The sequence below is a fragment of the Pseudomonas sp. LY-1 genome (assembly GCF_053502595.1).
Map to the genome: position 1 here is coordinate 5,256,178 of NZ_CP094353.1, position 26,903 is coordinate 5,283,080.

Below are 26,903 nucleotides of genomic sequence, written 5' to 3' on the forward strand. Positions count from 1 at the left end.
GAAACCTACAGTCAGCCTACGGCGAGCGCAAAACCGACCGTATCTTGACCGGAACGCCTATTCTGGTCAATACGGCAAAATGGCCAGTCATAAGCCCCGTTGCTTTGATTTACCTAGCTTCCAAGCAATTCAAACAAACGTTTGTATTGGACGCTGAGAGTGGTGTAGATATAATGCGCCACCTAGAGAGAAAGGTGGTCATCCGCCTGCCCAGTGAACGCAGCGATGACGCTTACGACACCCAACCTCCACCCATTAGAAAAAAAGCCTGTGAGCCTGAGTAGGAGATAGCCTGTGGAACGCGAATACATGGAATTCGACGTGGTCATCGTCGGCGCTGGCCCGGCGGGCCTGTCTGCCGCCTGCCGACTGAAGCAGAAGGCCGCCGAAGCCGGTAAGGAAATCAGCGTCTGCGTGGTCGAGAAAGGCTCCGAGGTCGGCGCACATATCCTTTCCGGTGCCGTGTTCGAACCACGCGCCCTGAACGAACTGTTCCCGGACTGGAAAGAACTCGGCGCTCCGCTCAACACCCCGGTGGTGCGCGATGACATCTATGTGCTGCGCAGCGCCGACACCTCGACCAAGGTGCCTGACTTCTTTGTGCCCAAGACCATGCACAACGAAGGCAACTACATTATCTCCCTGGGCAACCTGTGCCGCTGGCTGGCCCAGCAGGCCGAGAACCTCGGCGTGGAAGTCTACCCAGGCTTCGCCGCGCAGGAAGCGCTGTTCGACGAAAACGGCGTGGTGCGCGGGATCATCACCGGCGACCTCGGCGTCGACCGCGAAGGCAAGCCGAAGGAAGGCGTCTACACCCCCGGCATGGAACTGCGCGGCAAGTACACGCTGTTCGCCGAAGGCTGCCGTGGCCATATCGGCAAGCAACTGATCCAGCGCTTCAAGCTGGACAGCGACGCCGACGCCCAGCACTACGGCATCGGCCTGAAGGAAATCTGGGAAATCGACCCGGCCAAGCATCAACCCGGCCTGGTGGTCCACACCGCCGGTTGGCCGCTGGACATCATGAGCAACGAGAACACCGGTGGCTCGTTCCTCTATCACCTGGAAAACAACCAGGTGGTGGTCGGCCTGATCGTCGACCTGTCCTACAGCAACACTTTCCTGTCGCCGTTCGATGAGTTCCAGCGCCTCAAGCACCACCCGGTGCTGGCCCAGTATCTGGAAGGTGGCAAGCGCGTCAGCTACGGCGCGCGCGCGCTGGCCAAGGGCGGCATCAACTCGTTGCCGAAGATGGTGTTCAAGGGCGGCGCATTGATCGGCTGTGACCTGGGCACCATGAACGTGGCCAAGATCAAAGGCAGCCACACCGCGATGAAGTCCGGCATGCTCGCCGCCGACGCCGTGGCCGAGCGCCTGTTGGCCGACGCCGAAGGCGGCGACGAGCTGACCAACTACGTCAACGCGTTCAAAGCCAGCTGGCTCTACGAAGAACTGTTCGCCACCCGTAACTTCGGCCCGGCGATGCACAAGTTCGGCCCGATCATCGGTGCCGGCTTCAACTGGTTCGACCAGAACATCCTCGGCGGCAAGATGCCGTTCACCCTGCACGACACCAAGCCGGACTACGCCTGCCTCAAGCTGGCCAAGGACTGCCAGAAGATCGACTACCCCAAGCCCGACGGCAAGCTGAGCTTCGACAAACTGAGCTCGGTGTTCATCTCCGGCACCAACCACGAAGAAGAACAGCCGTGCCACTTGAAACTCAAAGACCCGAGCATCCCGATCGGCACCAACCTGCCGCTCTACGATGAACCGGCGCAGCGCTACTGCCCGGCCGGTGTGTATGAAGTGGTGACCAAGGAAGACGGCGAGAAGCGCTTCCAGATCAACGCCCAGAACTGCGTACACTGCAAGACCTGTGACATCAAGGACCCTTCGCAGAACATCACCTGGGTCACGCCGGAAGGCGCAGGTGGGCCGACTTACCCGAATATGTAAAAGGGTTGCATGACCCAGGAGGCTCCCAGATCGGGAGCCTTTTTTGTGGCTGGCATCAACTCAATGTGGGAGGGGGCTTGCCCCCGATAGCGGTGGAACAGTCAGCACATCGATGGCTGACCCACCGTCATCGGGGGCAAGCCCCCTCCCACATTTTTAATCCCGTTGAGCCAGGGAGAATCAGGCAGCGCGCTCTTCGCCCGGGTTGCGTTCGAAATAGCGCTTATATTCGCGGCTGAACTGCGACGTACTCTGATACCCCACCCGATGCGCCGCCTGTGCCACGCCCATGCCTTCCACCAGCAACAACTGCTGCGCCTTGAGCAAACGCAAACGCTTCAGATACTGCACCGGCGACAACAAGGTGCAGCGCTTGAAGTGTTCATGAAAGGTCGACGCACTCATGTGCGCGTAACCTGCCAACGTCTCGATATTCAGCGGCTCGGCGTAATGAGCATGCAGGTGATTCAACGAGGTGGCGATCCGCGAGAACTGCCCCTGCTGTTCCACCAACGCCCGCAACACATCGGCCTGGGGCCCGCGCAAGGCGGTGAAGAGTAATTCGCGCACACGCGCCGGGCCCATGATCCGGCTTTCCAACGGATCGTGCAGGCATTGCAACAGGCGCTCGACGCAACCGCGCATGGCGTCATCCAGCACCACCGAACTCATCGACTCCAAGGTCTGCGCCGTCGGCGGCGGCCCGGCCTGCATGCCCATGGCCATCACCAATTCGCCCAGCACCACCCGGTCAATGCCCACCGTCACCCCCAGCAGCGGTGCGGCGGGCGCCAGGGCGAACGTCTCGCACTCGAACGGCACCGGCATCGCCTGGATCAGGTAGTGCCCCGCGCCGTACTCCAGGGTACGCGGGCCCAGGTACGCGACTTTGCTGCCCTGGGCGACGAACATCAGGCTCGGCTCATAGATCTGCGGCCCGCGCGCGACGTCGCAACTGGCGCGCAGCACCTGCACGCCCGGCAGGTGGGTCGGGGAGAAACCGTCGCAGGGCGTCAGCCGCTCGATCAAGGAAACCAGGGTGGCGTTGGCGTCGAGATGGCGGGTCAACAACATGGCAAAAAACTTCGCGAATAAGGGATGAGAGCATCATCGCAGGTCTGGCGCGCCGTGCATCCAAACCAGGCGTACTCCCGGACGAATAGGCATGAGACTCGGAGCAATCGCCATGGCCGCCTCCGGGGTCGGCGCGGAAAATGGCCCACCTCACTTGTCACTGCTTCTGCGAGGTTCACTCATGTACACCGCTATCGGTTATGCCGCCCAGTCGGCCACCACTCCCCTCGCCCCCATGTCGTTTGAACGCCGCAGCCCGCGCGCCGATGACGTGGCGATCGAAATTCTGTACTGCGGCGTCTGCCACTCTGACATCCACCAGGCCCGCAACGAATGGGGCATCGCCGTGTATCCACTGATGCCGGGCCACGAGATTGTCGGCAAAGTCACCGCCGTCGGCGCCAGCGTCACCGCGCATAAGGTCGGTGACCTGGTCGGCGTCGGCTGCATGGTCGACTCGTGCCGCCATTGCGACGCCTGCCAAGCGGACCTGGAGCAATACTGCCTCGAAGGCCCGACCATGACCTACGCCACCCCGGACCGTGTGGACGGCAGCAACACCATGGGCGGCTACTCCGACAGCATCGTGGTCAGCGAACACTTTGTGGTGAAGATCCCGGCCAAGCTCGACCTGGCCAGCGCCGCACCGCTCCTCTGCGCCGGCATCACCACCTACTCGCCACTCAAGCACTACGGTGTGAAGGCCGGCGATAAAGTCGGGATTCTCGGCATGGGCGGCCTGGGCCATATGGGCATCAAGTTCGCCAAGGCGATGGGCGCCGAAGTCACGCTGTTCACCCGCTCCGCGAGCAAGGCCGAGGAAGGCCGCCGCCAGGGCGCGGATCATGTGATCGTGTCCACCGACGCCGCGCAAATGCACGCCGCCGCCGGACACTTCGACTTCCTGCTGGACACCATCCCGGTGCAGCACGACCTGAACCCCTACCTCGATGTGCTGCGCTTTGACGGCGTGCATATCCTCGTTGGCCTGATCGAGCCGGTGGACCCGCCCGTCAACGCCGCCAAGCTGGTGCTGGGGCGTAAAATGCTCGCCGGTTCGCTGATCGGCGGCATCGCCGAAACCCAGGAAGTCCTGGATTTCTGCGCCGAGCATGGCATCACCTGCGACATCGAAATGCTCGACATTCGTCAGATCAACGAGGCGTTCACGCGCATGATCGCCGGCGATGTGAAGTACCGCTTTGTCATCGACATGGCGACCTTGAAGGCCTGATCAGGCCTTCGCGCCCAACTCCGCAGACAGCCGCGCCGCAACCTGTTTGATCACAGGAATCAGCTCGGCCATTTTCTCCAGCGGCATGTAGGGCACGGTACTGGCGATGCTGATGCCGGCGACGATTCGCCGGCTGGCATCGCGCACCGGTGCCGCCACGCAGCGGATCGACGGTTCGTTGTCTTCCAGGTCGAACGCATACCCGCCCAGCACATACTCATGCATGCGCTGCTCGAACTGCGCCCAGGATTGCTCGGGGTGTTGCGGCCACTGCAGGTGTTTCCCTGCCGCCGGCTGGCTGACTTCGTACAGGCGCTGCCACTCTTCGACACTGTCATCCAACAGCAGCGCCTTGCCGATGCCGGTCCGCGCCAGCGGCATGCGATGGCCGACCCGCGAGCGCATTTCCGGACCGTTGCGCCCGGGGTTCTTGTGCAGGTAGAGCACGTCGTCGTCTTCGCGAATCGCCAGGTGGATGGTGTCACCGGTCAGCGCCGACAACTCGTCCAGGTACGGCACCGCCAGGGTCACCAACGGCAACTCTTCGCGCGCCTGAAACCCCAGCTCGATCAGCTTCGGCCCCAGCAGGTAACCGACTTGCGGCACCACGCGCAGGTAGCGCTCCTCCACCAGGCAACTGGCCAGGCGGTGCGTGGTGCTGCGGGTGGTGCCGATGCGCCGGGCGATCTCTTTCAGATCCCGCGCACCGGCCGCCACCGCCTGCACCACGCCCAAGCCACGCAGCAAGGTCTGGGTGCCAGTGGGGGCGGCGTCTTTGACGGGGGTGTGGGCGGTTTCCTGCATATCGGGCCTATGTGGTGGTACGAAAACGAGCGGCATTATGGCAAATACCGAACCTCAATACAGTTGAGATCCAAATGTGGGAGGGGGCTTGCCCTCGATAGCGGTGTGCCAGTCTGCACATCTGTTACTGATAGACCGCCATCGGGGGCAAGCCCCCTCCCACACTTAGATCTTCACATGGCATGAATTCAGCGTTGTTTCATGCGATCGATCACCACCGCCAGCAGCAGGATCGAGCCGCGGATCACGTACTGGTAGAAGGTGTCGATGTTCTTCAGGTTCATCGCATTCTCGATGATCGCCAGGATCAGCACCCCAGCGATCACATGGCGGATCATGCCGATGCCACCGCTGAGCGATACCCCGCCCAGCACGCAGGCGGAAATCACCGTCAGCTCGAAGCCCTGGCCGATCATCGGTTGGCCCGAGGTCATGCGTGACGCGAGGATCACCCCGGCCAACGCACCGATCAGGCCATGCACGGCAAAGATCAGGATCTTCGTGCGGTCCACGTTGACCCCGGCCAACAGCGCCGCTTCCGGGTTGCCGCCGATGGCCATGGTGTTGCGCCCGTAGGTGGTGTAATTGAGCAGCCAGCCGAAGAACACAAAGCAGACGATGGTGATCAGGATCGGCACCGGCACGCCCAATAACTGGCCGTTGCCGAACACGAAGAACTGATCCTGGGACACCCCCACCGCCTTGCCGTCGGCAAAGATATAGGCCAGGCCGCGCACGATCTGCATGGTCGCCAAGGTGGTGATCAGCGCATTGACCCGCAGCTTGGCGATGACGATGCCGTTGATCAGCCCGACAATCAGGCCCATCAGCAGCGCCGCGCCGATGCCCAGCATGACGCTGTCGGTGTCGCGCATCACAATCGCGGCCACCACCCCGGCGCAGGCGATCACCGAACCCACCGACAAGTCGAAGTGCCCCGACGCCAGGCAGAACAGCATGGTGCAGGCGGCGATGCCCACGGTGGAAATCGCCAGGCCCAGCCCGCGCATGTTCAGCGGCGAGAGGAAGTTGTCGATAAACAACGCGCTGAGCACAAAGATGCCCAACGCGGCGAGCAGCATCACCCAGTCATCGAGAAACTTGCGCTGGTTGAAACCCGGCCAGAAGCTTTTTGCAGTTTTTACTTGAGACATACCTGTGCCCTCGAATGCTTCAAACCCGCGACCGCGGGAGTGCCAGTTGCAGCAGCCGCGCTTCGTCCGCGTGATCGCGGCTCAATTCACCGGTCAGGGCGCCTTCGCTCAGCACCAGAATGCGATCGGAAACCCCCATCACCTCCATCAAGTCGCTGGACACCACAATCACCGCGATACCGCTGGCCGCCAGGTCATGGATGATCTGGTAGATCTCCGACTTGGCGCCGATGTCGATGCCCCGCGTCGGCTCGTCCAGCAGCAGCACCTTCATCGGCATCGACAGCCAGCGGCCGAGAATGGCCTTCTGCTGATTGCCGCCGGACAGGTACATGATTTTCTGCGCGGCGCTCGGCGTCTTGACCTTCATCCCGCGGATTTGCTGCTCGGCGTTACCCTGCTCCCAGCCCTCGCGCAGCAGCCAGCCGAACCGGGAATGGGCGCCGCGTGCGCTGATGTTGATGTTCTCGGCCACACTGGCCAGCGGGATGATGCCCTCCTTCTTGCGGTCCTCCGGGCACAGCAGTACGCCGGCGGCGATGGCGTCGCGCGGCGAGCGCAATTGCAGCGCTTGCCCGCACAGTTCCAACTGCCCCGCCGTGGCACGCTGCAAGCCGCTGAGCAGGCGAAACAGCTCGGTGCGCCCGGCGCCGACCAAGCCGAACAGGCCGAGGATCTCGCCCTTGCGCACCTCAAAGCTGACCGGTTCGCGCAAGCCCGGGCCGAGCAAACCGTCGACCTTGAGCGCCACCTCGCCGTGCTCGCGCGGCCGATAGTCGTAAATGTCCTGGATATCGCGACCGACCATGCAGGTGACCAACTGGTCGTGACTCAGCGCACGCATGTCGTCGAAGGTACGCACGTAGCGGCCGTCCTTGAACACCGTGACCGCGTCGCAAATGCGGAACACTTCTTCCATGCGATGGGACACGTACAGCACCACTTTGCCCTCGTCGCGCAGGCGCGTGATGATCGCCATCAGCCGGTCGATCTCGCGGGCCGACAGGCTGCTGGTGGGCTCATCGAAGGCAATCACATGCGCGCCACGCGACAGCGCCTTGGCGATTTCCACCAGTTGGCGCTGGCCCAGGGACAGGCGCCCGAGCTTTTCCTGCGGGTCGATTTCATCGGCCAGGCCCTTGAGGCACGCCAGCGCCCGCTGGCGCAGCTGGCTGCGGTTGACCACGCCGAAACGCGCCGGCAAATGCCCGAGGAACAGGTTCTCGGCGACGCTCATTTCCGGCACCAGATGCAGCTCCTGGTGGATCACCGCGACGCCGCTGGCAATGCTGTCGGCCGCGCATTTGAAGGCCATGGTCTGCGCGCCGATCTGCACGCTGCCGCTGCTCGGGATGTAGGCGCCGCCGAGGATCTTCAGCAGCGTCGACTTGCCCGCGCCGTTCTCGCCCATCAACGCGTGTACCTGCCCCGGGTGGGCAGTGAAACTGATGTTGTCCAGCGCCTTGACCCCGGGGAAGGTTTTGCCGATGCCGTCAAAGCGCAGTGCCGCTGCGGTCATTTCCACAGCCCGATCTTGGTCAGTTCTTCCTGGAAGTTGGCGCGGGTGATCAGCGTCACTTCGTCCATCGCGGTGTACTTCGGCGGTTCCTTACCGGTGGTGACCCACTCGTACATCATCAGCGCGGTGTTGTAGCCCTCGATGTGCGGGCTGGGCAGCATCGAACCGAAGAAACCGCTGTTGGCTTTCTTCAACTCGCCGATGGCGTCGGTGCCGTTGATGCCGATGCCGATCACGTTGGCGGCTTTGAAGCCGGCGCTTTCGGTGGCGCGCACGCCGCCGAGCACGGTGTTGTCGTTCATGCCGCCGATGATCAGGTTCTTCGCGCCGCTGGGCAGCTTGACCAGCGCCGAGTTGGTGGCGTCCATGCTGCCGGGCACATCGAGGGTCTTGAGCGCGGCGGTGAGGATATGGTCTTTAGGAATGCCGGCCTCTTCGAGGGATTTGATCGAACCGTCGGTGCGTTTTTTACCGGTGTCGAGCTCGTTGAAGGTGTTGATCACCGCGTAGGTATCCTTCCAGTCCCAACCGCGTTTCTTCGCCTCGGCGGCCATCGCCGCGCCTTGCTTCTGACCGACTTCGAACGCGGCCATGCCCAGGTACGGCACGTCTTCCATGAAATTGCCCTTGGCGTCGACGAAGCGATCATCCACGGCCATGACTTTCAAGCCGTTGACCTTGGCCTTGGCGACAATGGCCGGGCCGAGGGACACGTCCGGCGGGCAGATCACAAAACCCTTGGCGCCGTTGGCGGCCAGGCTGTCGATGGCCGAGAGGGTCTTCTCGCCGTCGGGCACGGCGATCTTGATCACAGTGAAACCATGTTCCTTGCCGGCTTTTTCGGCGAAGGCCCATTCGGTCTGGAACCAGGGTTCTTCGGCTTGTTTGACCAGGAAGCCGATTTTTACGGGTTCGGCAACGGCCAGACTGCTGAAGCCGCTTAACGCAATGGCGGCGGCGAGTACGCGGAGTGTTTTTTTCATGAACGGCACCTCTTGTTGTTATTGGAGAGTGACAAGTTCTAGTCGTGGTACATCACCGACCGTCCGCCATCGATCATCAAGCAGGTGGCGTTGATAAAGGGCGCCTCATCGGTGGCCAGAAACAGCGCGCTCATCGCCACCTCCACAGGCTGGCCGATGCGCGTGGGCGGGTGCAGGTCGAACGCGCGCTGGCGCTCGGCGTGGGGGTCGGGGAAAGTGTTCCAGTAGTCGACGTTGAGTTGGGTTTCGATATAACCCGGGGCGATGGCATTTACGCGGATGCCCTTGGGCGCGTATTCGATGCCGAGGGCGCGGGTCAGGCCGAGCAGGCCGTGTTTGGCGACGGGGTAGGGAAAACAGCCGGGAATGATGTGGCTGGAATGGGTCGAGGCGATGTTGATGATGTTGCCGATGCCCTGCTCGATCATGTGCGGCAACACCGTGCGGCAGCCATACCAGGCGCCGTCGAGGTCGATGGCGAAGCAGCGCCGCCAGTCTTCGTCGGTCATCTGCAACGGGTCGCGGAACACGTTGACCCCGGCGCAGTTGACCAGCACATCGACACGGCCGAAGCGCTCGATGGCCAGGTTGACCAGCGCCTGCCATTGCGCCTGGGACGTGATGTCGACCGGTTGCGCGTAGATCTCGGCGCCGCGTTCGCGCCAATGGGCGGCGACTTGCTCGACCTTTTCGCCCTGGATATCGGCGATCACCAAACGTGCCTGCTGCGCCTGGAAGCAGGCCACGATCGCCTCGCCAATGCCTTGGGCCGCGCCGGTGACGATCACCACCTTGTGCTTGAGCCGCTCGCCATAAGTCGGTTCGGGCACGGCGGGGAGTGACAGAGGTTGTGCCTGCATCGCTTCACCTGTTTTATTTTTGGTAGTGAGTGCTGATGCAGCCGACTATAAACCCAGACCTTTAAATATCTCAATATATAAATTTACATCCCATATAGTGAGAATGCATATAAAAAAACCGGCGTCGGGACGCCGGTTTTCACCGGGTACTTGATCAGCCTTGGGCGAAATCCCGCAGCGCATCGCCCTCCATGCGGTAGCGCACCCACTCTTCCTGGGGCTGGGCGCCGATGGATTTGTAGAAGGCAATCGCCGGTTCGTTCCAATCCAGCACGCTCCATTCGAACCGCCCGCAACCGTTGTCGCAGGCGATCTTCGCCAGGTGGCGCAGCAACTTCTTGCCGGCCCCGCCGCCGCGTTGCTCGGGGTTGATGTAGAGGTCTTCGAGGTACAGGCAGTTGCTGCCCAGCCAGGTGGAATAGCTGAAAAAGAACACCGCGAAGCCGATGGGCAAACCGTCGCGCAGGCAGATCAGCCCATGGGCGGTGGCGCCTTCGCTGAACAGGCTGCGCTCGATATCCGCCACACTGGCGATCACTTCATGACGGGCTTTTTCAAACTCGGCCAACTCGGTGATGAAAGTCAGGATCTGCGCAGCATCGCTGGGCACGGCGGGGCGAATCTCGATGGTCATGGGCGCGCCTTGGGCAAATTCAAAGGCCACATACTAAGACGGTTTGATGACAGATTGCAGTGCAATTTCGGGATCGCCAGGCCACCTTACTCCGTTGCGGGCTAAAGCAAGCACCAGCAACCACAGAACAATTCGCCCTGACACGCATGGTAGAACGTGGCCATAACTCCAATGATTCCAAGGCGTGCTCATGAACTCCACACCTCCGGTGGGCGGAAAACTATTCGCCCTGTTTTGCCTGGCCAGCTTCCTGTTGTCCTTGTCCTACGGCTCGACGTTTCTGCTGTCGTTGCTGATTCACTCGCGCGGTGGGAATGAGCATGACGCCGGCAGTGTGATTTCCACGGCGATGCTCAGTACCTTCGTCGCGGTAGTGCTCTCCGGGCATTTGGCCGATGCATTGGGCGCGGCACGGGCGATTGCGGGAATGGGCGTGTTGCTGGTGGTGGCCTGCCTCGGTTTTGCCCTGACGCCGGGGTTTGGCCAAGGCTTGATGCTGTTCGGGCTGGCCCTCGGCTTGGGTTGGGGCGTGTTCTACACGCTGGGCCCGATCATCGTGACCTTGCTGGTCGAGCCCAGGCAGCGGGCCAAGTACTTTGCGCTGCTGTCGGGCAGCATGTTGAGCGGGATCGGTTCCGGGCCCTTGCTCGGACGAGCCACCAGTGCGCTGGACCTGCCCCTGACGACCGCCTTCTATATCGCTGGGACGGCCAGCCTCGTTGGGGTGCTGATGTTCTGGCGACTGGGCGCACAACTCAAGCACCATGCGAATGCACCGACGTCGAGGATTTCCCTGGCCGCCAGCCGCCGGGTGCTGTCGTCCAGGGCGGCGTTCGCCATCCTCATGGTCGGCCTGGGCGGGTGCGTGTTTGGCGGGCTTTCATCGTTCCAGACCAGCTACGCGGCCGCGCATGGGTTGGATTATTCGCTGTTCTTCGCGGGGTTCCTGAGCGCCGCGATCACCAGCCGTCTGTTGATCGCCGGCTTCGTGGTCAAGCGTGATGCCTACCGGGCCGCCTGTGTATTGTCCGGGATCATGCTCGGCTCGATTGCACTGTTTGCTTTTGGTGTGAGCGGTAACCTCAGCTACCTGCTGGCGGCTGCCACGCTGGGGGTGGGTTACGGCCTGACGTACTCGGTGATCAATGGGCTGGTCGCCCACGAAGCGCCGTCCGGCACGACGTCCCAGGCGTTGCTGCTGTTCAGCCTGGCGTATTTTGTCGGCGTCTTCGGGTTTCCCTGGCTGGCGGGCAGGATCATCGTCGACTACGGCTTGTCGACATTGATGATGGGCGTACTGGCCATCGCTGCACTGAACTGGATGATCACCGTGGCACGCCTGATAGCGCGCCAGCTCTCGGCGCACAAAACCTTACAGGTGTCCTGATACCGCTCGTCGGCATCCAGGCACGAACCCCACATGTGGGCTGACCAATAAAGGGAAGGACATTAACCCTAATGGAGACACCCTCATGAAGCATTCCAAGTGTGCTGCCCTCGCCTTCACGGCGCTGCTGTCCGCTGCGTCGCTGAGCGCTTTGGCCGCGTCCTCGTCCACCGGCAAGACCGATCCGGTCGGCACCCCGCCGAGCCCGGCGACCCAGGAATCCCAGGACTCGATGGGCACTGGCCTCGACACCAATGGTGGCGCGATCATCGACAACGGCGCCGACCCGCGCACCCGAGGCAACGACACCCAGCGCCAGACACCCGCCGCCGTCGGTAACGGCAAGATGGGCCCGGGGGTCAATCAGCCCGGTATCAACAAGGGCGACGACTCGAACATCCCTGGCGCACCGAAACAGCCTGCGCCGTGAAGCATCGAAATAGCGGGTTAGTCGGCGCCAGCCTATGAGTCAGGGCAAGCCCTAGCGCCTATGCGGGGCTTATCCAGCGAGGAATGCGTCGACTTCCGCGGCGCCGGGAGCAGTCGCCGGCCCCCAGCGCGTCACCGCCAGGGCCGCCGCCGCATTGGCACGGCGCGCCGCGTCGAGCGGTATCAAACCATTGGCCAAACCGGCGATGAACACGCCGGCGTGGGCGTCTCCGGCGCCATTGCTGTCGACCGCCTGCACCTTGAAGCCGGGCACAGGCTCAAGCGCATTCGCCCGCCCGACCCAGCAACCGTTCGGCCCATCGCGCACCACCCGCAGTGTGTCGGCGGGCAGATACTGGTTGAGCTTGATCAGTGCCTCGGCCATATCCGCCGCGCCGGTGAACGCCAGGACTTCCGGGCCGTTGCTGGTCCAGATATCGATACGCGGCAGCAGCGCGCGCATCAACGCCGAATCGGGCGCCTGGACCAGCGGGCCCGGGTCGAACACCACCGTAATCGCCCGTGGCAGCGCCAGTAGCCAGTCGATCAGCGCCTGGGCCTTGCCGTCGAGAAGCAGGCTGTAGCCACTCACGTACACGTAGTCATCGGCACGTGGCGCAACGTTGGCCAAGTCCTCGGCGCTCAGCTCGCCCTCGGCGCCCAGATGGGAGATGAAGGTGCGCTCGCTGCTGGCTTCGGTCAGCGCCACGCACAGGCCGGTGTCCTTGCCGGCGCTGGCGGGCAGCGCGATGTCGATGCCTTCGGCGTGCATCGCCGCACGGGCCAGGTCGCCGAAACGGCCGCTGCCGTGGCGCCCCAGGTAGACCACCGGCAGCCCGTTGCGCCGCGCCGCCGCCATCACATTAAAACCGCCGCCGGCTTCGAAACGGGCCGATTGCGCCAGCACGTCGCCGCCGCTCGCCGGCAATTGATCGAGGGCCATGACCAGGTCGACGATGACCTGGCCGGTGTGCAGCAACCTAGGCATTGGCACGCTCGACCAATGCCGGACGCCGGTCAGCCGCGCCGCCGAGCAACGCATATATCCCGCCGGCCACCACGAAAGTCACGATCCAGCCCAGGCCGTTGTGGCCCAGCCAGGAATCGGACAACGGCCCGGCGAACCAGATGTTGTCGGCGGTGGTGCCGATGGTAGTGAAACTGAACCCCAGCCCGATCGCCACGGCCCACGCCCCCAACGCGCGCCATTCCACGCCGCCGCGATACCAGTAGGCGCTGCTTGGGCTGACGTTCAGCAGGTCGTCGGGGCTGTAGTAATGACGGTGAATCAGGTCGACCACGAAGATCCCCACCCATGCGGTGATCGGCACCGCCAGCAACGAGATGAAGGTGATGAACGGGCCGTAGAAACTGTCGGCGATCAGCATGAAGTAGATCGAACCGGCGAAGATCGCCACGATATCGACGATCACCGCGTACACGCGCTTGACCTTCAAACCGAGGGTCAAGGTAGTGAGGCCGGCCGAATACACCGACAGGTTATTCGACAGCAACAGCCCGCCAAACGCGGTGATCAGGTACGGCACGGCCATCCAGGTGGGCAGCATGTCGCGGATCGCGACGATCGGGTCGGTCGCCGCCGCCAGGTCGTTGTTGCCCACCGACAGCAGGCCGCCGAGGGTGATCAGCAGCACCAGTGGAATGCCCGCGCCAAACGCGGCAGACGCCACCAGGCGCACGGCCGTGACGCTGCGGTGTTGGTAGCGCGACATGTCGGCGCCGGCGTTGGCCCAGCCGATCCCGGTGCCGGCGGCCATGGTGCCGATGCCGATGAGCATCGCGCTCAAGGGCGCCGGGGTGGCGTTGAACACTGCGCTCCAGTCGATGGTGGCGCAGAGGAAGCCGCCGACCAGGAGATTCAAGGCGCCGAACACGTAGGTCGCCCACTTCTGGATCACCAGCAAAGTCGCATGGCCCAGGCCGGAAACGGCCAGGGTCAGCAGTACGAAAATGGCGATGAACAGCAGCGTCAGCAGCGGCGCACTTTTCGCCGCGACCGGGGTGTGGAACAGCAGCGTACACAACGACAGCAGCACGAACGCAGCGGTGGTGGTGTTGACGGTCTCCCAACCGAGCCGCGACATCAGCGACACCAACGTCGGCCCGATATTGCCGCGCACGCCGAAGATGGCGCGGGACAGCGTCAGGCTCGGCGCACGCCCGCGCCGCCCGGCGATCGAGATAATGCCCACCACCGCGAAGGAGCCGGCGGCACCGAGGATGGCGACGATGACCGCCTGCCAGATGGCCAGGCCGCGAAACGCAACCAGGGTGGCGCCCAGCGGCAACCCCAGGATGCTGATGTTCGCGGCGAACCACACCCAGAACAGTTGCAGCGGATGGCCGTGGCACTCGCCTTCGGGGACCGGTTCGATGCCGCGCGTTTCCAAGCGCCCGGCGCTTGGGCCGGAAGTGGACGTACTCATGTGCGGGTGCTCCTGGTGCCAGTATTGTTAGGGTTGTGGCAAATTCGCAAATCGCAATGTTGACTCGGTCAGTGCGCGAGCGCGCTGGCCGGTGGCGCCTGGCGCAAGCTGAGCAGGCCTTCAACCAACGGCTGCAACGCCAGCCCGTTGACCCGCTGGACCTGTTCGATCATCGCCGCCGGCCAGCATTGCATCCCCAGGCACGCGCCCAGCATCGCGCCGAGGATCGCGGCGATGGTGTCGGTGTCGCCGCCCAGGCTGGCGGCCACGCACAAGGCCTCGAAGGCGTTCATCTCGCCCACCGCCACTTGCTGCGCGAGGGCGAACGACACCACCACCGATTCCTGGGAAGCGACCGAGGTACCAATCAATTCATAGAGCAGGTCGGCGAACAGCGCCTTGTCGCCACTGGCGACGCTCAAGGTCCGCGCCCAACCGATGCGCGTGGCAATACGGCCGCCGGCCACCCAGTGTCCATGGCGTTCGGCCTGCTGGGCGATCTGGCTGCCGATGTTCAGCGCTGCGCCCAGGTCCGCGCCGTTGATCCCGGCCGAGACCACTGCCGCCACTGCCGCGGCACTGGAGATGCCCAGGCTGGTGTTGTGGGTCACCTGGCACGCCTGGATCACCGCGCGGATGAACGGCGCGGGGTCGCTGACATCGGCGGCAATCCCCACCGGCGCGATACGCATCGCCGCGCCGTTGGTGGTGCCGTAGCGCCCGGACTCTTCAGGCGTATGCCCGGCGAGGATCATGTCGATGGCGCGCTTGGTCGACGGGCCCAGCAGGTCCTGGGAGCCTTTGGCGCGCATTCGCGCTTCCCAGTCGATCAGGCGCCGCGCAAGTACGCTCGGCTCGATCGTGCCCTGGCCTTCCACCAGTAACTCGCCGACGAGGATCGCCTGCTCGGTGTCATCGGTGATGGAGCCGGCGGGCATGTTCGGTGCGATGGGTTGGTCGGCGTCGGCATCTTCCAGGCCGGTGATGGCACCGAAGCGCGCCCGGACCTGCTCGCGGCTCAAAGACTGGGTGGGCATGCCCAAGGCATCGCCCAACGCCAGACCGTAGAAGGCGCCGAGGGCACGATTGTGCGCGCTCATTTCGTCGCGCCAAACTGCAAGTGCAGACGAAAATGCAGCGGGTCGAGCAGACTCTCCACGTATTCCATGAAGCGTTCGCGCCGGTCGTAAGTGGTGCGCGACGCCTTGAGAAACACCGTGCCCACCGGGCGCTCGAGCAGCTCGGCATCTTCATCGGTCAGAGGCTCGGCGCCGATCCATTGATCGCCTTCGGCGCCGACGTAACCGTAGGCGGCCAGGGTGATGGTCAGGGAGTTGTCGATCAGCCCGACCCGGGGCAAGCCTTCCAGGCCTCCGGAGGCCGGCATCAGCGAGCGCTCCAAGGACACGGCGCGGCCATCGGCGGCGCGGCGGCGACGGTCGAGGGCGATGAATTGGTCGCTGCCGAAGCGGCTGAACAGGTCCGGGCGGGTCACGGCTTCGAAGCGCAGGATGTCGGTGCTGACCAGGGCGCCGGTGTCGGCCAGGGCCTGGGCCCAGCCATTGCGTTGGTCGAGCACCATGCCGTCATAGGTGACGATGGAGCCGACACCGCCCTGGGTGGCGATGTAGTTGCGGCGCTTGAGCTCGGCCAGGGCTTCGCGCAGCGTGCCGCGACTGACCGCAAACTCTTCGGCCAGTTGATGCTCACCCGGCAGCAGGAAACCGTCGGCCATCACCCCACCTTCGATACGGCGGATGAGTTCGTCGACGACGCGTTTTTTCTTATCGAATCGGACATGTCTAATCATGTACAAATTGATAACCGAAAGCAGCCGTTTACAGCAAGCGAATTATTTCAGGGAGAGGAAAAAACCTGCTCAGGGCTCCAGGCCAATCGGGAAGAACGTCCCGCCGCTCCACACGCCGAGCCAGTTCTGACCGTCGATCGGACGGCTCACCGCCAGCTCGACCAATTGGTAGAACACATTGCGATGCACCAGGGCTTCGAGGTTGGCGCGCACGCGCAGATAGGGCGAAGGCTCCTCGGTGTCGGGGTCGATCACCACCCGCAGCGGGTGTTCAAGATCGGCCTCGACCTGCTCGTCGACTTGCGTGGTGAAGCGCAACCGCTGGCTTTCGCCCTGCCCTTCGACTTCGAGGGTGACCGCGACAAACGGCGCATCCTCGACGGTGATGCCGACCTTTTCCACGGGGGTGACCAGAAAGTACTCATCGCCATCGCGGCGGATGATGTTGGAGAACAACTTGACCATCGGCTTGCGCCCGATCGGCGTGCCCTGGTAATACCAAGTGCCGTCGCGGGCAATGTGCATGTCGATGTTGCCGCAGAAGTCCGGGTTCCACAGATGCACCGGCGCCGGCCCCTTGCCCTTGGGCAGTTGGGCCAATAGATCATTGGCCTTGGCGGAATCGGTCATGGGCTTCTCCTCTGGCTTACTGATCGCTCATGCCCAGCAGGCCTCGGGCGTACTGCGCCAGCGGGCGGGCGATCAGATCTTGGGGCGTATTGTCGTGGAACGTCAGTAAACCGCCACGACTGCGAATCCGTGCAGTATCAATCAAATACTGGGTGCTGGTCTCGATCAACATGATCTGGATAACGCCGCTGTCCAGGCCGACACGGTCGAGGGCCTGCTGATCGGTCCACTCATCGGCGTTGCCGATGCGGTCATCCGCCTTGGCGAAGCGGCAGTACAGCAAGTAGTGAGCGCCAGCCGCACGGGCTTCGGCCATGGCTTGTTCGAGGCTTTCGGGCTGGCGGGCGCGGCGCACCATGGGGAAGTATTCGACGAAGCCATTGAAAGCTTCTTCGGCGACCACGTTCGGGCGCGGATAGGCGCTGCCGGGCGGCACGAAGGCGCCCTGGGCGATGAAGACAAAGGAGTCCGGCTGCACGCGAATCGACGCGGAGCGCCGGGTGTCGCTGTGGTCCAGCAACCCGGCGTCGCTCATCTGATAACGGGTGCCTTCGGCCATATCGCTGACGGTCATGCAACCACTCAGCGCCAACGACGCCAGCAACAAAACCAGACTACGCATCCTAATCCTCCAGAAGCCGGTGACGGAAAACCGGCGAATGGGCATGAGATGCAGAATCCGCGCCATTTGGGGAGGGGGCTTGCTCCCGATTGCGGCGAGTCGGTCAGATTATCTGGGACTGACACATTGCAATCGGGGGCTAGCCCCCTCCCACACTGGATTGTGCGCAATCTTGAAAACCGGGTTAGCCGCCGATGATTTTCATGATGGTCGCACCACCGGAGAACGCCACTTCCTGTTTGTCGCCCAGGGCCTTGATCAGCAAGCCTTGCAAGGCCGGCAGCGCCTGGTGGCGCGGTTTATCCAGCAGGTCGCCGACATAGTGACGATTGCTCGACGACAGGCAGCCATGCAACCAACCGGTGGACGACAGCCGCAACCGTGAACAGGTGCGGCAGAACGGCACGCTTTCGTTGGCGATCACCCCAAAGAAACCCTTGCCCGGCACTTCGTAGCGCACCGCCGTGGCGTCCACGGGAGCGTTGGCTTGCAGGTATTCGTGGTGTTCGCCGATCAGGCTCAGCAGTTGCTGAAGGCTGACGAATTGCTGCAGGAAGGCATTGGAGTCCTTGGCCAGGTGGCCCATTCGCATCAGTTCGATAAAGCGCAGCTCGTAGCCCCGTTCCAGGCAATAGTCGAGCAGCGGCATCACCTGATCGAGGTTCTGGCCGCGCAACGGCACCATATTCACCTTGATCTTGATCCCGGCCGCGCGCGCCTGGTCCATGCCATCGAGCACCGTGGCCAGGTCGCCGCCACGGGCGATGCTGCGGAAGGCCTCGGCGTTCAGCGTGTCGAGGGATACGTTGATGCGCCGAATGCCGGCGTCCACCAGCAGCGGCAGTTTGCGCGCCAGCAGTTGGCCGTTGGTGGTCAGGCTGATCTCACTGAGGCCCATCCCGCCCACGGCGCCCATGAAGGCTTCCAGCTTGGGGCTGACCAACGGCTCACCACCGGTGATGCGCAGGCGCTCGATACCGGCGGCTTCGATCAGGTAAGCCACGCCACGGGCCATGGCCTCGGCCGAGAGTTCGTCCTGGGCAGCCACCAGCCGCTTGCCGTTAGGCACGCAATAGGTACACGCGTAATTGCAGGCTGAGGTCAGGCTGATCCGCAAATTGCGAAAACGCCTGCCTTGACGATCAACGATCATGGATCACTCCGGCAGAGGATAATTCAGACGCAGCAAAAGCTGACTCATAAATCAGCTTTTGGCAATAGCCTTACCTGAGTATATTCCTGGGTTACTGCACCTGGCAGCAAATCATTACGCGGCAGGTGTGCCAGCAGGTGCAGCGTCAACGGGTGGCAGCTCGCTGCTGTGCTTGCGCTTGTTGCCCATACGCACACCGATGTCCATCAGAAACTGGAAGAAACCCTCCTGATCTTCCAATACATTGCTCCAGAACGGCGAGTGGTACAGCGCCACCGCGCCATGCACCAACGCCCAGGCGGCGCAGTAGTGGAAATACGGCGGCACGTCTTCCAACTTGCCTTCGCTGATGCGGCCCTTGATCAGCAGGGTCAGGCGTTCGAAGTTCGAGGCGCGGATCTTGTGCAACTCCTCGACCATTTCCGGCACCTGATGGCCCTTGACCACCTTCTCTTCCAGGCGGTCGAACAGGCGGTAGCGCTGCGGGTCACGCATGCGGAACTCGAAGTAGGCCCGCGACAGGGCTTCCTTGTCCTTGTCCACATCGGCCGAATGCAGCAGCTCGTTCAGGTCGCGCTCGTAGTCGAGCATCAGGCGCAGGTAGATCTCGGCCTTGGACTTGAAGTGCTTGTAGATGGTGCCTTTGCCGATACCTACGGCATCCGCGATCATCTCGACGGTAACGCTGTCTTCACCTTGTTCGAGGAACAACTTGAGGGCGGTGTCGAGAATTTCCTGCTCGCGGCGGCGAAACTCACGGACCTTACGGGGTTCTTTTTGCATGAGGAAAAGGTCTGCAGAGGTCGGTATAGGGAGGGTTGCGCAGGGCCAAGGAGACGTGGCAATACGATTTACCCGGTACGAGGGATTATCCCGACTGAACGGTCGTTGGGCAACGCTTATGTGAACCGTTCACACACATTACTTTCAGCATGCCGACGAATTCATGGTGTTCAGTCAGAAATAATACGTGACGTCTACGCCTGTACATCCGCTCAATGAGAACTCAAGCGAAGCGCGCGTATTCCAAATCTGTTTAAAAAACGACCAGACGCGACTGGACTGAATCGGATACTGATCAATACTTCAACTGTCGGCGCGACATCTCCCCCAAGTGAAGCGTCGACCTGGGTACCGACGGACTGCGTGCCCTTGTTTTACTCCTAATGGTCTTAACCCGGATTCCCCCCCCCAGAACCCGGGTTTTTTTTGCCTCGGATTTGGTCGCGTCAACCCGCGACGTGCGCCAGCGGGAACAGGCGCTTGAAGTTCTCGGTGGTCTGTTCGGCAAAGCGTTCGTAGGATTCACCGCGTAGCATCGCCAGGTAATCCGCCACGTCACGCACATACTCCGGCAGGTTCGGCTTGCCGCGATGGGGAATCGGCGCCAGGTACGGCGAGTCGGTTTCCACCAGCAGCCGGTCGGCCGGCACTTGTCGCGCCACGTCACGCAGGGCGTCGGCATTGCGAAAGGTGACGATGCCCGACAGGGAAATATAGAACCCCAGGTCGAGGGCCGCCTTGGCCATGTCCCAGTCTTCGGTGAAGCAATGCAGCACGCCGGCCTGGGGCAATGCGGCTTCGCGCAGCAGGCTCAGGGTGTCGGCGCGGGCGCCGCGGGTGTGGACGATGACCGGTTTGCCGGTCTGCTCGGCGGCGTGCAGGTGCAGGCGGAACGACGCTTGCTGCAATAGCGCGGCTTCGGGCTCGTAGTGATAGTCCAGGCCGGTTTCACCAATCGCCACCACCCGTGGGTGGTTGAGTTCGCCGAGCAACCAGTCGAGGGCCGGGGCTTCGCCGGGCTTGAGGTCCAGCGGGTGGATACCCACCGAGCAATCCACGTCCGCGTAGCGATCCGCGAGGGCTTTGACGTCGGCCGCATTGTCGGCGCTGACGCCGATGCACAGGAAGTGCCCGACCCCACGCTGGCGGGCCGCTTCCAGGGCGGCGTCGAGGGAACCGCCGTGTTGGGCGAGGTCGAGGCGATCAAGGTGGCAATGGGAATCTACGAGCATAGGAAATGACAACTTCAATCACGGGAAGGATCTGACCGACGATACACCCGTCGGCCACGGAAATTAACGCCGGCCGAGCAAACCGACCCACTGCACCAGCAGCGCTTCGAGCAACAGCACGCGGTTGAGGTTGGCCTTGCCGAGGACCTTCTGGCGCTGGGCGAGAATCCAGTCCTGGATATTCAGCACCTTGTCCTGTGCGCTTTTCTGCGCGAGGTATTGCACGACCTTGCGCATGTCCGGCAGGCCCAGGCCATTTTCATCCTGGGTCAACTGGTAGCGCAGGATCAGGCTCGACCAGTCGCAGAACCAGTCGAACAGCAGCAGCAAGGGGATATCCTTCCAGGCGGTTTCCGCCAACTGGGTGGCGGACAACTCCTGCTTGAGCAGCTTTTTCACCCCGTCCACCACCAGCGCGCGTTGCTCGCGCACGCCCTGGGCCTGCAGCTTCACGGCGGCCAGGGGGGAGCCGGCGGCCAGGGTCAGCAACTCGACGCGTTCGGCTTCGGAACAGTCCGGCAAAGCCTGTTCCAGCCATTGCAGGCTCATCGCCTCGCTGGGCAATGGGCACGCCTGCTGCACGCAACGGCTGCGAATGGTCGGCAACAAGCGGCTGGACTGGTGGCTGACCAACAACAGCACGGTATCGCCGGAAGGTTCTTCGAGGCTTTTGAGCAAGGCGTTGGCCGCGTTGATGTTCATCGCCTCCACCGGCTCGATCAGTACGACCTTGCGCCCGCCCATCTGCGCGGTTTGCACCACGAAGCTGACGAGGTCACGCACCTGGTCGACCTTGATCGCCTTGTCCGCTTCCTCAGGTTCCAGCAGGTAGTTGTCCGGGTGGCTGCCGGCCTTGAGCAGCAGGCAGGACTTGCATGCGCCGCAGGCTTCCAGGTTGACCGGGCGTTGGCACAGCAGGCTGGCCATCAGGCGCTCGGCGAGTGCGCGCTTACCGATACCCGCCGGGCCGTGCAACAAGTAGGCGTGGGCGTGCTGGGCACGCCCCGCCAGTTGCTGCCAGAGACTGTCCTGCCAAGGGTAGGCTTCAGCCACGGGCGCGCTCCAGCAATGTGGGTAGCAGCGCATCGATGGCCTGCTGCACCTGGGCCAGCGGCTGGGCGGCGTCCAACAGGTAGTAACGCGCCGGCTCGGCCTTGGCCCGGGCGAGGAATGCGCTGCGCACGGCGTTGAAAAACGCCTGGCCTTCCAGTTCGAAGCGGTCCAGGCGGCCACGCGCACTGGCACGGGCCAGGCCGACTTCCACCGGCAGGTCGAACACCAGGGTCAGGTCGGGACGCAAATCGCCCTGGACGAAGGTCTCCAGGGTGGCGATGCGCGCCTGGGACAGGCCGCGGCCACCGCCTTGATAGGCATAGGTGGAATCGGTGAAGCGGTCACAAATCACCACGGCGCCGCGGGCCAGCGCCGGGCGAATCACTTCGGCCAGGTGCTGGGCGCGTGCGGCGAACACCAGCAGCAGTTCGGTGTCCGGGTTCATCTGTTCTTCACCTGGGGCCAGCAGCACTTCACGGATGCGCTCGGCCAATGGCGTACCGCCGGGCTCGCGGGTCAGCACCACCTCGACGCCCGCAGCGCGCAAACGCTCGGCCAGGTAATCGCGGTTGGTGCTTTTGCCGGCGCCTTCCGGGCCTTCCAGGGTAATAAACAAGCCAGTCACAGGCAGTCCTTAGTCAGAGTCATTGCGGGCTTTGCGGTGCGGCGGCGTCCGGCGCAGGCTCGGCGGGTGCGTCGGGGGCATCGTTCGTCGGCGCGGGGTCTTCCAACGGCTTCACCTGCGGCGCCGGGCTGGAACGGTAATCGGCGCGACGCTTGAGCTGGAACTCACGCACCGCGGCATTATGTGCATCCAGGTCGTCCGAGAAAATATGACTGCCATCACCTCGGGCAACGAAATACAGGCTGCTACCCGGCACCGGGTTCAGCGCCGCATGAATCGCCTCGCGGCCGACCATCGCGATGGGTGTCGGCGGGAGCCCGGCAACCATGTAGGTGTTGTAGGGGTTGGCTTCCTTGAGATGGGCGCGCGTCAGCTTACCGTTGTAGCGCTCGCCCAGGCCGTAGATCACCGTCGGATCGGTCTGCAGCAGCATGCCGATCTTCATGCGACGCACGAATACCCCGGCGATCTGCCCGCGCTCCTCCGGCACACCGGTCTCTTTCTCCACCAGGGAGGCCATGATCAGCGCTTGGTAGGGGTCGGTGTACGGCGCGTCGGCGGCGCGTTTGCTCCACTCCTGGGCGAGCACGTCGTCCAGGCGGTTGTAGGCTTTCTTGAGGAACTCGACATCCGTCATGCCGCGCACAAAGCGATAGGTATCGGGGAAGAACCGCCCCTCGGGGAAAACCCCTGGGTGGCCGAGCTTGTCCATCACTTCGCTGTCACTCAGGCCGGCAAGGCTCTGCACGATCTTTTCATGCTTGGCCAGCGCCGAGCGCACTTGGCGGAAATTCCAGCCCTCCACCAGGGTCAGGCTGTATTGCACCACTTCGCCACGCTGCCACAGGCCGATCAAGCCTTGGGCGGTGAGGCCGGGAGTGAGGCGGTATTCGCCGCTGTGCAATGGCTGGCCTTCAAGGTTGAGGCGCCAGTACAGACGCAACCAGAAGGCGCCGTCGAGCACACCGTCGGCTTCCAGGCGATTGAAAGTGCCGGTCGGCGTGGCTCCGGCCGGGACGTCGAGCAGTTGCTCCTCGGTCAGGTGCAAGGGCTGCTTGAGGGTTGAGTCGAGCTTCCAGGCCGAAAACCCCAACAGCAACGCCGCCGCGAACAGACCGATCAGCAGCAGTAACAACAGTTTTCGTATCAACTCAAATATCCAATAGCGCGCGAACAATGCTCTGCAGTTTACGGGTGAGCGGCCCAACCGACCAGCTCATCGCAGCGCAGCCGCGCACCGGCCAAATGCCATAAACGCTGTTGCAGACAAAAACCTCGTCGGCCGACTGCAACTGCTCAAGGCTGATATCGGCCACGACCACCGGGGTGCCGAGCGCCTGCGCCTGGGCCAGCACCTCGGCACGCATGACGCCGGCCACGCCGCAACGATTCAGATCAGCGGTCAACAACACGCCGTGACGCACCAGGAACAGGTTGCTGAACACGCCTTCGATGACGCGCCCGGACATATCCAGCATCAAACCTTCGGCATGCTCGGTATCTTGCCACTCGGCGCGCGCGATCACTTGTTCGAGGCGATTGAGGTGCTTGAGACCGGCCAGCAGCGGCTGTTCGGACAAACGGGTGGCGCACGGAAACAGGCGGATACCGTCGTTGCCATGGGCCTGGGGATAAGCAGCAGGCGCACTGCCCTGCAGGATACGGCGCACCGGGGCGCCGGGGTTGATGCCATAACCGCGCAGGCTGTCGCCTCGGGTGAGGATCAATTTGAGTACGCCGTCGCCGAGGGCGCTGGCGTAAGCGAGCACTTCGCTGCGGACCAATGCCGGGTCCACAACCAATGCCAACCGCCTGCAACCCTCGGCCAGGCGTTGCAGGTGGCGGTCGAGCAACACGGGTTGCCCGGCCTTGACGGCGATGGTTTCGAACAGGCCATCGCCATACGCCAGGCCACGATCTTTCAGGGGCACGCTGTCCGCTGGCTGACCGTCGACCCAGCTGTGCATTACTCGGCGAACCGGCGGAACACCAGGGAACCGTTGGTGCCACCGAAACCGAACGAGTTGGACAACACCACGTCGATCGGCATTTTCTGCGCTTCATGAGGCACGAAGTTCAGGTCGCAGCCTTCATCCGGCTCATCGAGGTTGATGGTCGGCGGAGCGACCTGATCCCTGATGGCCAGCACGCTGAAGATCGCTTCGACCGCGCCCGCCGCACCCAACAGGTGGCCGGTCATGGACTTGGTGGAGCTGACTGCCAGCTTGTAGGCGTGCTCGCCGAACACTGACTTGATCGCTTCGGCTTCCGCCAGGTCGCCGGTCGCTGTCGAAGTGCCGTGGGCGTTGATGTACTGCACCAGGTCCGGGCTGATCTTCGCATCGCGCAGGGCGTTGGTGATGCAACGCGCAGCACCGGCGCCGTTGGCCGGTGGCGAAGTCATGTGGTAGGCGTCGCCACTCATACCAAAGCCGATCAGCTCGGCGTAGATCGTCGCGCCACGCGCCTTGGCGTGTTCCAGCTCTTCCAGCACCAGCGCACCGGCGCCGTCGGCCAGGACGAAACCGTCACGGCCCTTGTCCCACGGACGGCTGGCACGAGCCGGCTCGTCGTTGCGGGTCGACAGCGCACGCGACGCGCCGAAGCCGCCCATGCCCAGGCCGCAGGCCGCCATTTCAGCGCCGCCGGCAATCATCACGTCCGCTTCGTCATAGGCGATATTGCGCGCGGCCATGCCGATGCAATGCGTGCCTGTGGTGCAAGCCGTGGCAATGGCGTAGTTAGGTCCCTGTGCTCCCAGATGGATGGACAGGAAACCGGAAATCATATTGATGATCGAACCCGGCACGAAGAACGGTGAAATTCGACGCGGACCGGACTCGTGCAACGTGCGACTGGTTTCTTCGATATTGGTCAAACCGCCAATACCCGAACCCATGGCCACGCCGATGCGTTCACGGTTGGCGTCGGTGACTTCCAGACCAGCGTCACGCACTGCCTGAAAACCGGCTGCCAGGCCGTATTGAATGAACAGGTCGAGTTTGCGGGACTCTTTGATCGAGAGGTATTGCTCGACATTGAACCCCTTTACCGAGCCGCCAAAACGGGTGGAATAGGCAGAAAGGTCCGTGTGTTCGATCAGACCAATACCACTGCGGCCAGCCAGAATGCCCTGCCAACTGCTCGGCACATCCGTGCCCAGTGGCGACAACATACCCATACCGGTGACTACGACGCGTCTACGCGACACAGCACTCTCCTTTTTCTAATGACGACACTTTGCTTCAGAATCACTTTTCATCAGAGCTAAAGAAAAAACCGCACGCCGTTACAGCAGTGCGGTTTTTCCCTGACAGCAAGCGACGACTACAAACTATTACGCCTGGTGGCTGGTAACGTAGTCGATTGCAGCTTGAACGGTAGTGATTTTTTCAGCTTCTTCGTCCGGGATTTCGGTCTCGAATTCCTCTTCCAGAGCCATCACCAGCTCAACGGTGTCAAGGGAGTCGGCACCCAGGTCTTCAACGAAGGAAGCGGTGTTGACCACTTCTTCTTCTTTAACGCCCAGTTGCTCGGCAACGATTTTCTTGACGCGCTCTTCGATGGTGCTCATACCTTGTTTTCACTCCTAATGGACAAATTCAGGCAGCTGGCCAGTGGGTAAGTGTATAGAAAGCCATTTCAGCTTTTCAACTGAAAGGTTCACCCCGTACCCGGTCGGCCACCCGCGTATAAATTAAGTTGCAGCTTTATAACGGATTTTAGACAGCTCGTATGACATTTTTTTGAAGCGATCCGTCACAATTTAACTCATGTACATCCCGCCGTTAACCGGGATTGTAGCCCCAGTCACGTATGCCGCACCGTCGGATGCCAGGAAAGAGACCACATTCGCGATCTCTTGAGCCTGGCCCAGACGGCCCAGCGGAATCTGCGTCAGCAAGGCTTCACGCTGTGCTTCCGGCAGTTCGCGGGTCATATCGGTGTCGATGAACCCAGGGGCCACCGAGTTGACCGTAATCGACCGCGAGCCGACTTCACGCGCCAGTGCGCGGCTGAAACCTTCCAGACCGGCTTTCGCCGCGGCATAGTTTACTTGGCCTGCGTTGCCCATGGCACCCACTACGGAGCCAATATTGATAATTCGACCCCAACGCGCCTTGGTCATGCCGCGCAAAACGCCCTTGGACAGGCGAAACAGACTGTTCAAGTTGGTGTCGACGACGTCATGCCACTCGTCGTCTTTCATCCGCATCATCAGATTATCGCGGGTGATACCGGCATTATTCACCAGAATCGCCGGCGCGCCGAACTGTGCGGTGATCTCGGCCAGTACGGCAGCCACGGACTCATCGCTGGTCACATTCAGCTCAAGGCCGGTGCCCTGCACGCCGTTTTCCTTCAAGGTCGCGGCGATACGCTCGGCGCCCGCGGCGGAAGTGGCGGTGCCGATCACGACGGCGCCCTGACGGCCCAGTTCCAGGGCGATCGCCTGGCCAATGCCACGGCTTGCGCCGGTAACCAGTGCAACTTTACCTTGCAGACTCATG

The 26,903-nt window shown here is 62.7% G+C and carries 27 protein-coding genes; 4 read left to right on the forward strand and 23 right to left on the reverse strand.

The genetic code is table 11. The annotated features are described in order from the left end of the window. The first annotated feature begins 294 nt into the window (after positions 1–294). Positions 295–1,959 (forward strand): electron transfer flavoprotein-ubiquinone oxidoreductase, encoded by a 1,665-nt coding sequence (locus MOQ67_RS24060; RefSeq protein ID WP_448675630.1) that lies wholly within the window; start codon positions 295–297, stop codon positions 1,957–1,959. Between the two features lie 180 nt (positions 1,960–2,139). On the opposite strand, the gene MOQ67_RS24065 is transcribed toward MOQ67_RS24060, so the two are convergent. After that, on the reverse strand, positions 2,140–3,033 hold the full coding sequence (locus tag MOQ67_RS24065; RefSeq protein WP_198718807.1) for an AraC family transcriptional regulator: 894 nt from the start codon (positions 3,031–3,033) through the stop codon (positions 2,140–2,142). Between the two features lie 181 nt (positions 3,034–3,214). On the opposite strand from MOQ67_RS24065, the gene MOQ67_RS24070 reads away from it, so the two are divergent. Further along, the gene (locus tag MOQ67_RS24070) at positions 3,215–4,267 is read left to right on the forward strand and encodes an NAD(P)-dependent alcohol dehydrogenase (protein WP_102618467.1); all 1,053 of its coding nucleotides are present in this window, start codon (positions 3,215–3,217) and stop codon (positions 4,265–4,267) included. Here the strand turns inward: MOQ67_RS24070 and MOQ67_RS24075 are convergent, their stop codons facing one another. The 6 genes from MOQ67_RS24075 to MOQ67_RS24100 form a co-directional block, all read right to left on the reverse strand. Further along, positions 4,268–5,071 carry an IclR family transcriptional regulator gene (locus MOQ67_RS24075; RefSeq protein ID WP_046489321.1) on the reverse strand — a complete coding sequence of 268 codons (804 nt, stop codon included), beginning with the start codon at positions 5,069–5,071 and terminating at the stop codon, positions 4,268–4,270. Between the two features lie 188 nt (positions 5,072–5,259). Further along, positions 5,260–6,225, reverse strand: a complete 966-nt coding sequence (gene araH, locus MOQ67_RS24080) for an L-arabinose ABC transporter permease AraH (protein ID WP_198718808.1) — start codon at positions 6,223–6,225, stop codon at positions 5,260–5,262. Between the two features lie 19 nt (positions 6,226–6,244). Then, positions 6,245–7,744: an L-arabinose ABC transporter ATP-binding protein AraG gene (araG, locus tag MOQ67_RS24085; RefSeq protein WP_198718809.1), complete on the reverse strand. Its 1,500-nt coding sequence runs from the start codon at positions 7,742–7,744 to the stop codon at positions 6,245–6,247. Further along, positions 7,741–8,727, reverse strand: a complete 987-nt coding sequence (locus MOQ67_RS24090; protein ID WP_046489315.1) for a substrate-binding domain-containing protein — start codon at positions 8,725–8,727, stop codon at positions 7,741–7,743. Before MOQ67_RS24090 ends, araG begins: the two co-directional genes overlap by 4 nt. A gap of 38 nt (positions 8,728–8,765) precedes the next feature. Further along, entirely contained in the window at positions 8,766–9,587 is an 822-nt protein-coding gene (locus MOQ67_RS24095; protein WP_198717499.1) for an SDR family oxidoreductase, read from the reverse strand. 154 nt (positions 9,588–9,741) lie between these two features. Further along, positions 9,742–10,221, reverse strand: a complete 480-nt coding sequence (locus MOQ67_RS24100; RefSeq protein WP_057005494.1) for a GNAT family N-acetyltransferase — start codon at positions 10,219–10,221, stop codon at positions 9,742–9,744. A gap of 190 nt (positions 10,222–10,411) precedes the next feature. On the opposite strand from MOQ67_RS24100, the gene MOQ67_RS24105 reads away from it, so the two are divergent. Together MOQ67_RS24105 and MOQ67_RS24110 are read left to right on the forward strand one after the other, a co-directional pair. After that, positions 10,412–11,608 (forward strand): MFS transporter, encoded by a 1,197-nt coding sequence (locus tag MOQ67_RS24105; RefSeq protein WP_198717498.1) that lies wholly within the window; start codon positions 10,412–10,414, stop codon positions 11,606–11,608. An 85-nt stretch (positions 11,609–11,693) separates the two neighbouring features. After that, complete coding sequence (locus tag MOQ67_RS24110) at positions 11,694–12,038, forward strand: hypothetical protein (protein ID WP_046382380.1); 345 nt, start codon at positions 11,694–11,696, stop codon at positions 12,036–12,038. A 69-nt stretch (positions 12,039–12,107) separates the two neighbouring features. Here MOQ67_RS24110 and MOQ67_RS24115 read toward each other — a convergent pair whose 3' ends face one another. The 16 genes from MOQ67_RS24115 to fabG all read right to left on the reverse strand — a co-directional run bounded on the left by MOQ67_RS24115 (position 12,108) and on the right by fabG (position 26,902). Beyond that, positions 12,108–13,025: a PfkB family carbohydrate kinase gene (locus tag MOQ67_RS24115; protein WP_198717497.1), complete on the reverse strand. Its 918-nt coding sequence runs from the start codon at positions 13,023–13,025 to the stop codon at positions 12,108–12,110. Further along, positions 13,018–14,484: a purine-cytosine permease family protein gene (locus MOQ67_RS24120; RefSeq protein ID WP_046489304.1), complete on the reverse strand. Its 1,467-nt coding sequence runs from the start codon at positions 14,482–14,484 to the stop codon at positions 13,018–13,020. Before MOQ67_RS24120 ends, MOQ67_RS24115 begins: the two co-directional genes overlap by 8 nt. A 68-nt stretch (positions 14,485–14,552) precedes the next feature. Then, positions 14,553–15,584, reverse strand: a complete 1,032-nt coding sequence (locus MOQ67_RS24125; RefSeq protein WP_104902621.1) for an ADP-ribosylglycohydrolase family protein — start codon at positions 15,582–15,584, stop codon at positions 14,553–14,555. Further along, positions 15,581–16,294: a GntR family transcriptional regulator gene (locus MOQ67_RS24130; protein WP_046382376.1), complete on the reverse strand. Its 714-nt coding sequence runs from the start codon at positions 16,292–16,294 to the stop codon at positions 15,581–15,583. The genes MOQ67_RS24125 and MOQ67_RS24130 overlap by 4 nt, the downstream gene beginning before the upstream one ends. Positions 16,295–16,363: 69 nt before the next feature. Next, complete coding sequence (locus tag MOQ67_RS24135) at positions 16,364–16,924, reverse strand: DUF1285 domain-containing protein (protein WP_046489303.1); 561 nt, start codon at positions 16,922–16,924, stop codon at positions 16,364–16,366. Between the two features lie 16 nt (positions 16,925–16,940). Continuing rightward, on the reverse strand, positions 16,941–17,546 hold the full coding sequence (locus tag MOQ67_RS24140; protein ID WP_198717496.1) for a DUF4823 domain-containing protein: 606 nt from the start codon (positions 17,544–17,546) through the stop codon (positions 16,941–16,943). Between the two features lie 184 nt (positions 17,547–17,730). After that, positions 17,731–18,699: a GTP 3',8-cyclase MoaA gene (locus MOQ67_RS24145; protein WP_102618412.1), complete on the reverse strand. Its 969-nt coding sequence runs from the start codon at positions 18,697–18,699 to the stop codon at positions 17,731–17,733. 114 nt (positions 18,700–18,813) lie between these two features. Continuing rightward, a complete protein-coding gene (locus MOQ67_RS24150; RefSeq protein WP_046382372.1) occupies positions 18,814–19,482 on the reverse strand; it encodes a TetR/AcrR family transcriptional regulator in 669 nt (222 codons plus the stop codon). Positions 19,483–19,928: 446 nt separating this feature from the next. Further along, entirely contained in the window at positions 19,929–20,714 is a 786-nt protein-coding gene (locus tag MOQ67_RS24155; protein WP_046382371.1) for a TatD family hydrolase, read from the reverse strand. 63 nt (positions 20,715–20,777) lie between these two features. Further along, positions 20,778–21,767, reverse strand: coding sequence for a DNA polymerase III subunit delta' (locus tag MOQ67_RS24160; RefSeq protein WP_448125389.1), 990 nt, complete (start codon positions 21,765–21,767; stop codon positions 20,778–20,780). After that, positions 21,760–22,392, reverse strand: coding sequence for a dTMP kinase (tmk, locus tag MOQ67_RS24165; protein WP_046382369.1), 633 nt, complete (start codon positions 22,390–22,392; stop codon positions 21,760–21,762). Before tmk ends, MOQ67_RS24160 begins: the two co-directional genes overlap by 8 nt. Positions 22,393–22,411: 19 nt before the next feature. Beyond that, positions 22,412–23,542, reverse strand: coding sequence for an endolytic transglycosylase MltG (mltG, locus tag MOQ67_RS24170; RefSeq protein ID WP_198717495.1), 1,131 nt, complete (start codon positions 23,540–23,542; stop codon positions 22,412–22,414). A gap of 1 nt (position 23,543) precedes the next feature. Beyond that, complete coding sequence (gene pabC / locus MOQ67_RS24175; protein WP_079444531.1) at positions 23,544–24,359, reverse strand: aminodeoxychorismate lyase; 816 nt, start codon at positions 24,357–24,359, stop codon at positions 23,544–23,546. Next, positions 24,359–25,603, reverse strand: a complete 1,245-nt coding sequence (gene fabF, locus MOQ67_RS24180) for a beta-ketoacyl-ACP synthase II (protein ID WP_046382366.1) — start codon at positions 25,601–25,603, stop codon at positions 24,359–24,361. The genes pabC and fabF overlap by 1 nt, the downstream gene beginning before the upstream one ends. A gap of 126 nt (positions 25,604–25,729) precedes the next feature. Next, positions 25,730–25,966 carry an acyl carrier protein gene (acpP, locus tag MOQ67_RS24185; RefSeq protein WP_003175607.1) on the reverse strand — a complete coding sequence of 79 codons (237 nt, stop codon included), beginning with the start codon at positions 25,964–25,966 and terminating at the stop codon, positions 25,730–25,732. Between the two features lie 192 nt (positions 25,967–26,158). Further along, the gene (gene fabG / locus MOQ67_RS24190; protein ID WP_046382365.1) at positions 26,159–26,902 is read right to left on the reverse strand and encodes a 3-oxoacyl-ACP reductase FabG; all 744 of its coding nucleotides are present in this window, start codon (positions 26,900–26,902) and stop codon (positions 26,159–26,161) included. Position 26,903: the final 1 nt, after the last annotated feature.

Coding starts and splice junctions, on each gene's coding strand:
- MOQ67_RS24065 (WP_198718807.1), bottom strand. CDS start 3,033: ATGTTGTTGACCCGCCATCTCGACGCCAACGCCACCCTGGTTTCCTTG.
- MOQ67_RS24070 (WP_102618467.1), top strand. CDS start 3,215: ATGTACACCGCTATCGGTTATGCCGCCCAGTCGGCCACCACTCCCCTC.
- MOQ67_RS24075 (WP_046489321.1), bottom strand. CDS start 5,071: ATGCAGGAAACCGCCCACACCCCCGTCAAAGACGCCGCCCCCACTGGC.
- araH (WP_198718808.1), bottom strand. CDS start 6,225: ATGTCTCAAGTAAAAACTGCAAAAAGCTTCTGGCCGGGTTTCAACCAG.
- araG (WP_198718809.1), bottom strand. CDS start 7,744: ATGACCGCAGCGGCACTGCGCTTTGACGGCATCGGCAAAACCTTCCCC.
- MOQ67_RS24090 (WP_046489315.1), bottom strand. CDS start 8,727: ATGAAAAAAACACTCCGCGTACTCGCCGCCGCCATTGCGTTAAGCGGC.
- MOQ67_RS24095 (WP_198717499.1), bottom strand. CDS start 9,587: ATGCAGGCACAACCTCTGTCACTCCCCGCCGTGCCCGAACCGACTTAT.
- MOQ67_RS24100 (WP_057005494.1), bottom strand. CDS start 10,221: ATGACCATCGAGATTCGCCCCGCCGTGCCCAGCGATGCTGCGCAGATC.
- MOQ67_RS24105 (WP_198717498.1), top strand. CDS start 10,412: ATGAACTCCACACCTCCGGTGGGCGGAAAACTATTCGCCCTGTTTTGC.
- MOQ67_RS24110 (WP_046382380.1), top strand. CDS start 11,694: ATGAAGCATTCCAAGTGTGCTGCCCTCGCCTTCACGGCGCTGCTGTCC.
- MOQ67_RS24115 (WP_198717497.1), bottom strand. CDS start 13,025: ATGCCTAGGTTGCTGCACACCGGCCAGGTCATCGTCGACCTGGTCATG.
- MOQ67_RS24120 (WP_046489304.1), bottom strand. CDS start 14,484: ATGAGTACGTCCACTTCCGGCCCAAGCGCCGGGCGCTTGGAAACGCGC.
- MOQ67_RS24125 (WP_104902621.1), bottom strand. CDS start 15,584: ATGAGCGCGCACAATCGTGCCCTCGGCGCCTTCTACGGTCTGGCGTTG.
- MOQ67_RS24130 (WP_046382376.1), bottom strand. CDS start 16,294: ATGATTAGACATGTCCGATTCGATAAGAAAAAACGCGTCGTCGACGAA.
- MOQ67_RS24135 (WP_046489303.1), bottom strand. CDS start 16,924: ATGACCGATTCCGCCAAGGCCAATGATCTATTGGCCCAACTGCCCAAG.
- MOQ67_RS24140 (WP_198717496.1), bottom strand. CDS start 17,546: ATGCGTAGTCTGGTTTTGTTGCTGGCGTCGTTGGCGCTGAGTGGTTGC.
- MOQ67_RS24145 (WP_102618412.1), bottom strand. CDS start 18,699: ATGATCGTTGATCGTCAAGGCAGGCGTTTTCGCAATTTGCGGATCAGC.
- MOQ67_RS24150 (WP_046382372.1), bottom strand. CDS start 19,482: ATGCAAAAAGAACCCCGTAAGGTCCGTGAGTTTCGCCGCCGCGAGCAG.
- MOQ67_RS24155 (WP_046382371.1), bottom strand. CDS start 20,714: ATGCTCGTAGATTCCCATTGCCACCTTGATCGCCTCGACCTCGCCCAA.
- pabC (WP_079444531.1), bottom strand. CDS start 24,359: ATGCACAGCTGGGTCGACGGTCAGCCAGCGGACAGCGTGCCCCTGAAA.
- acpP (WP_003175607.1), bottom strand. CDS start 25,966: ATGAGCACCATCGAAGAGCGCGTCAAGAAAATCGTTGCCGAGCAACTG.
- fabG (WP_046382365.1), bottom strand. CDS start 26,902: ATGAGTCTGCAAGGTAAAGTTGCACTGGTTACCGGCGCAAGCCGTGGC.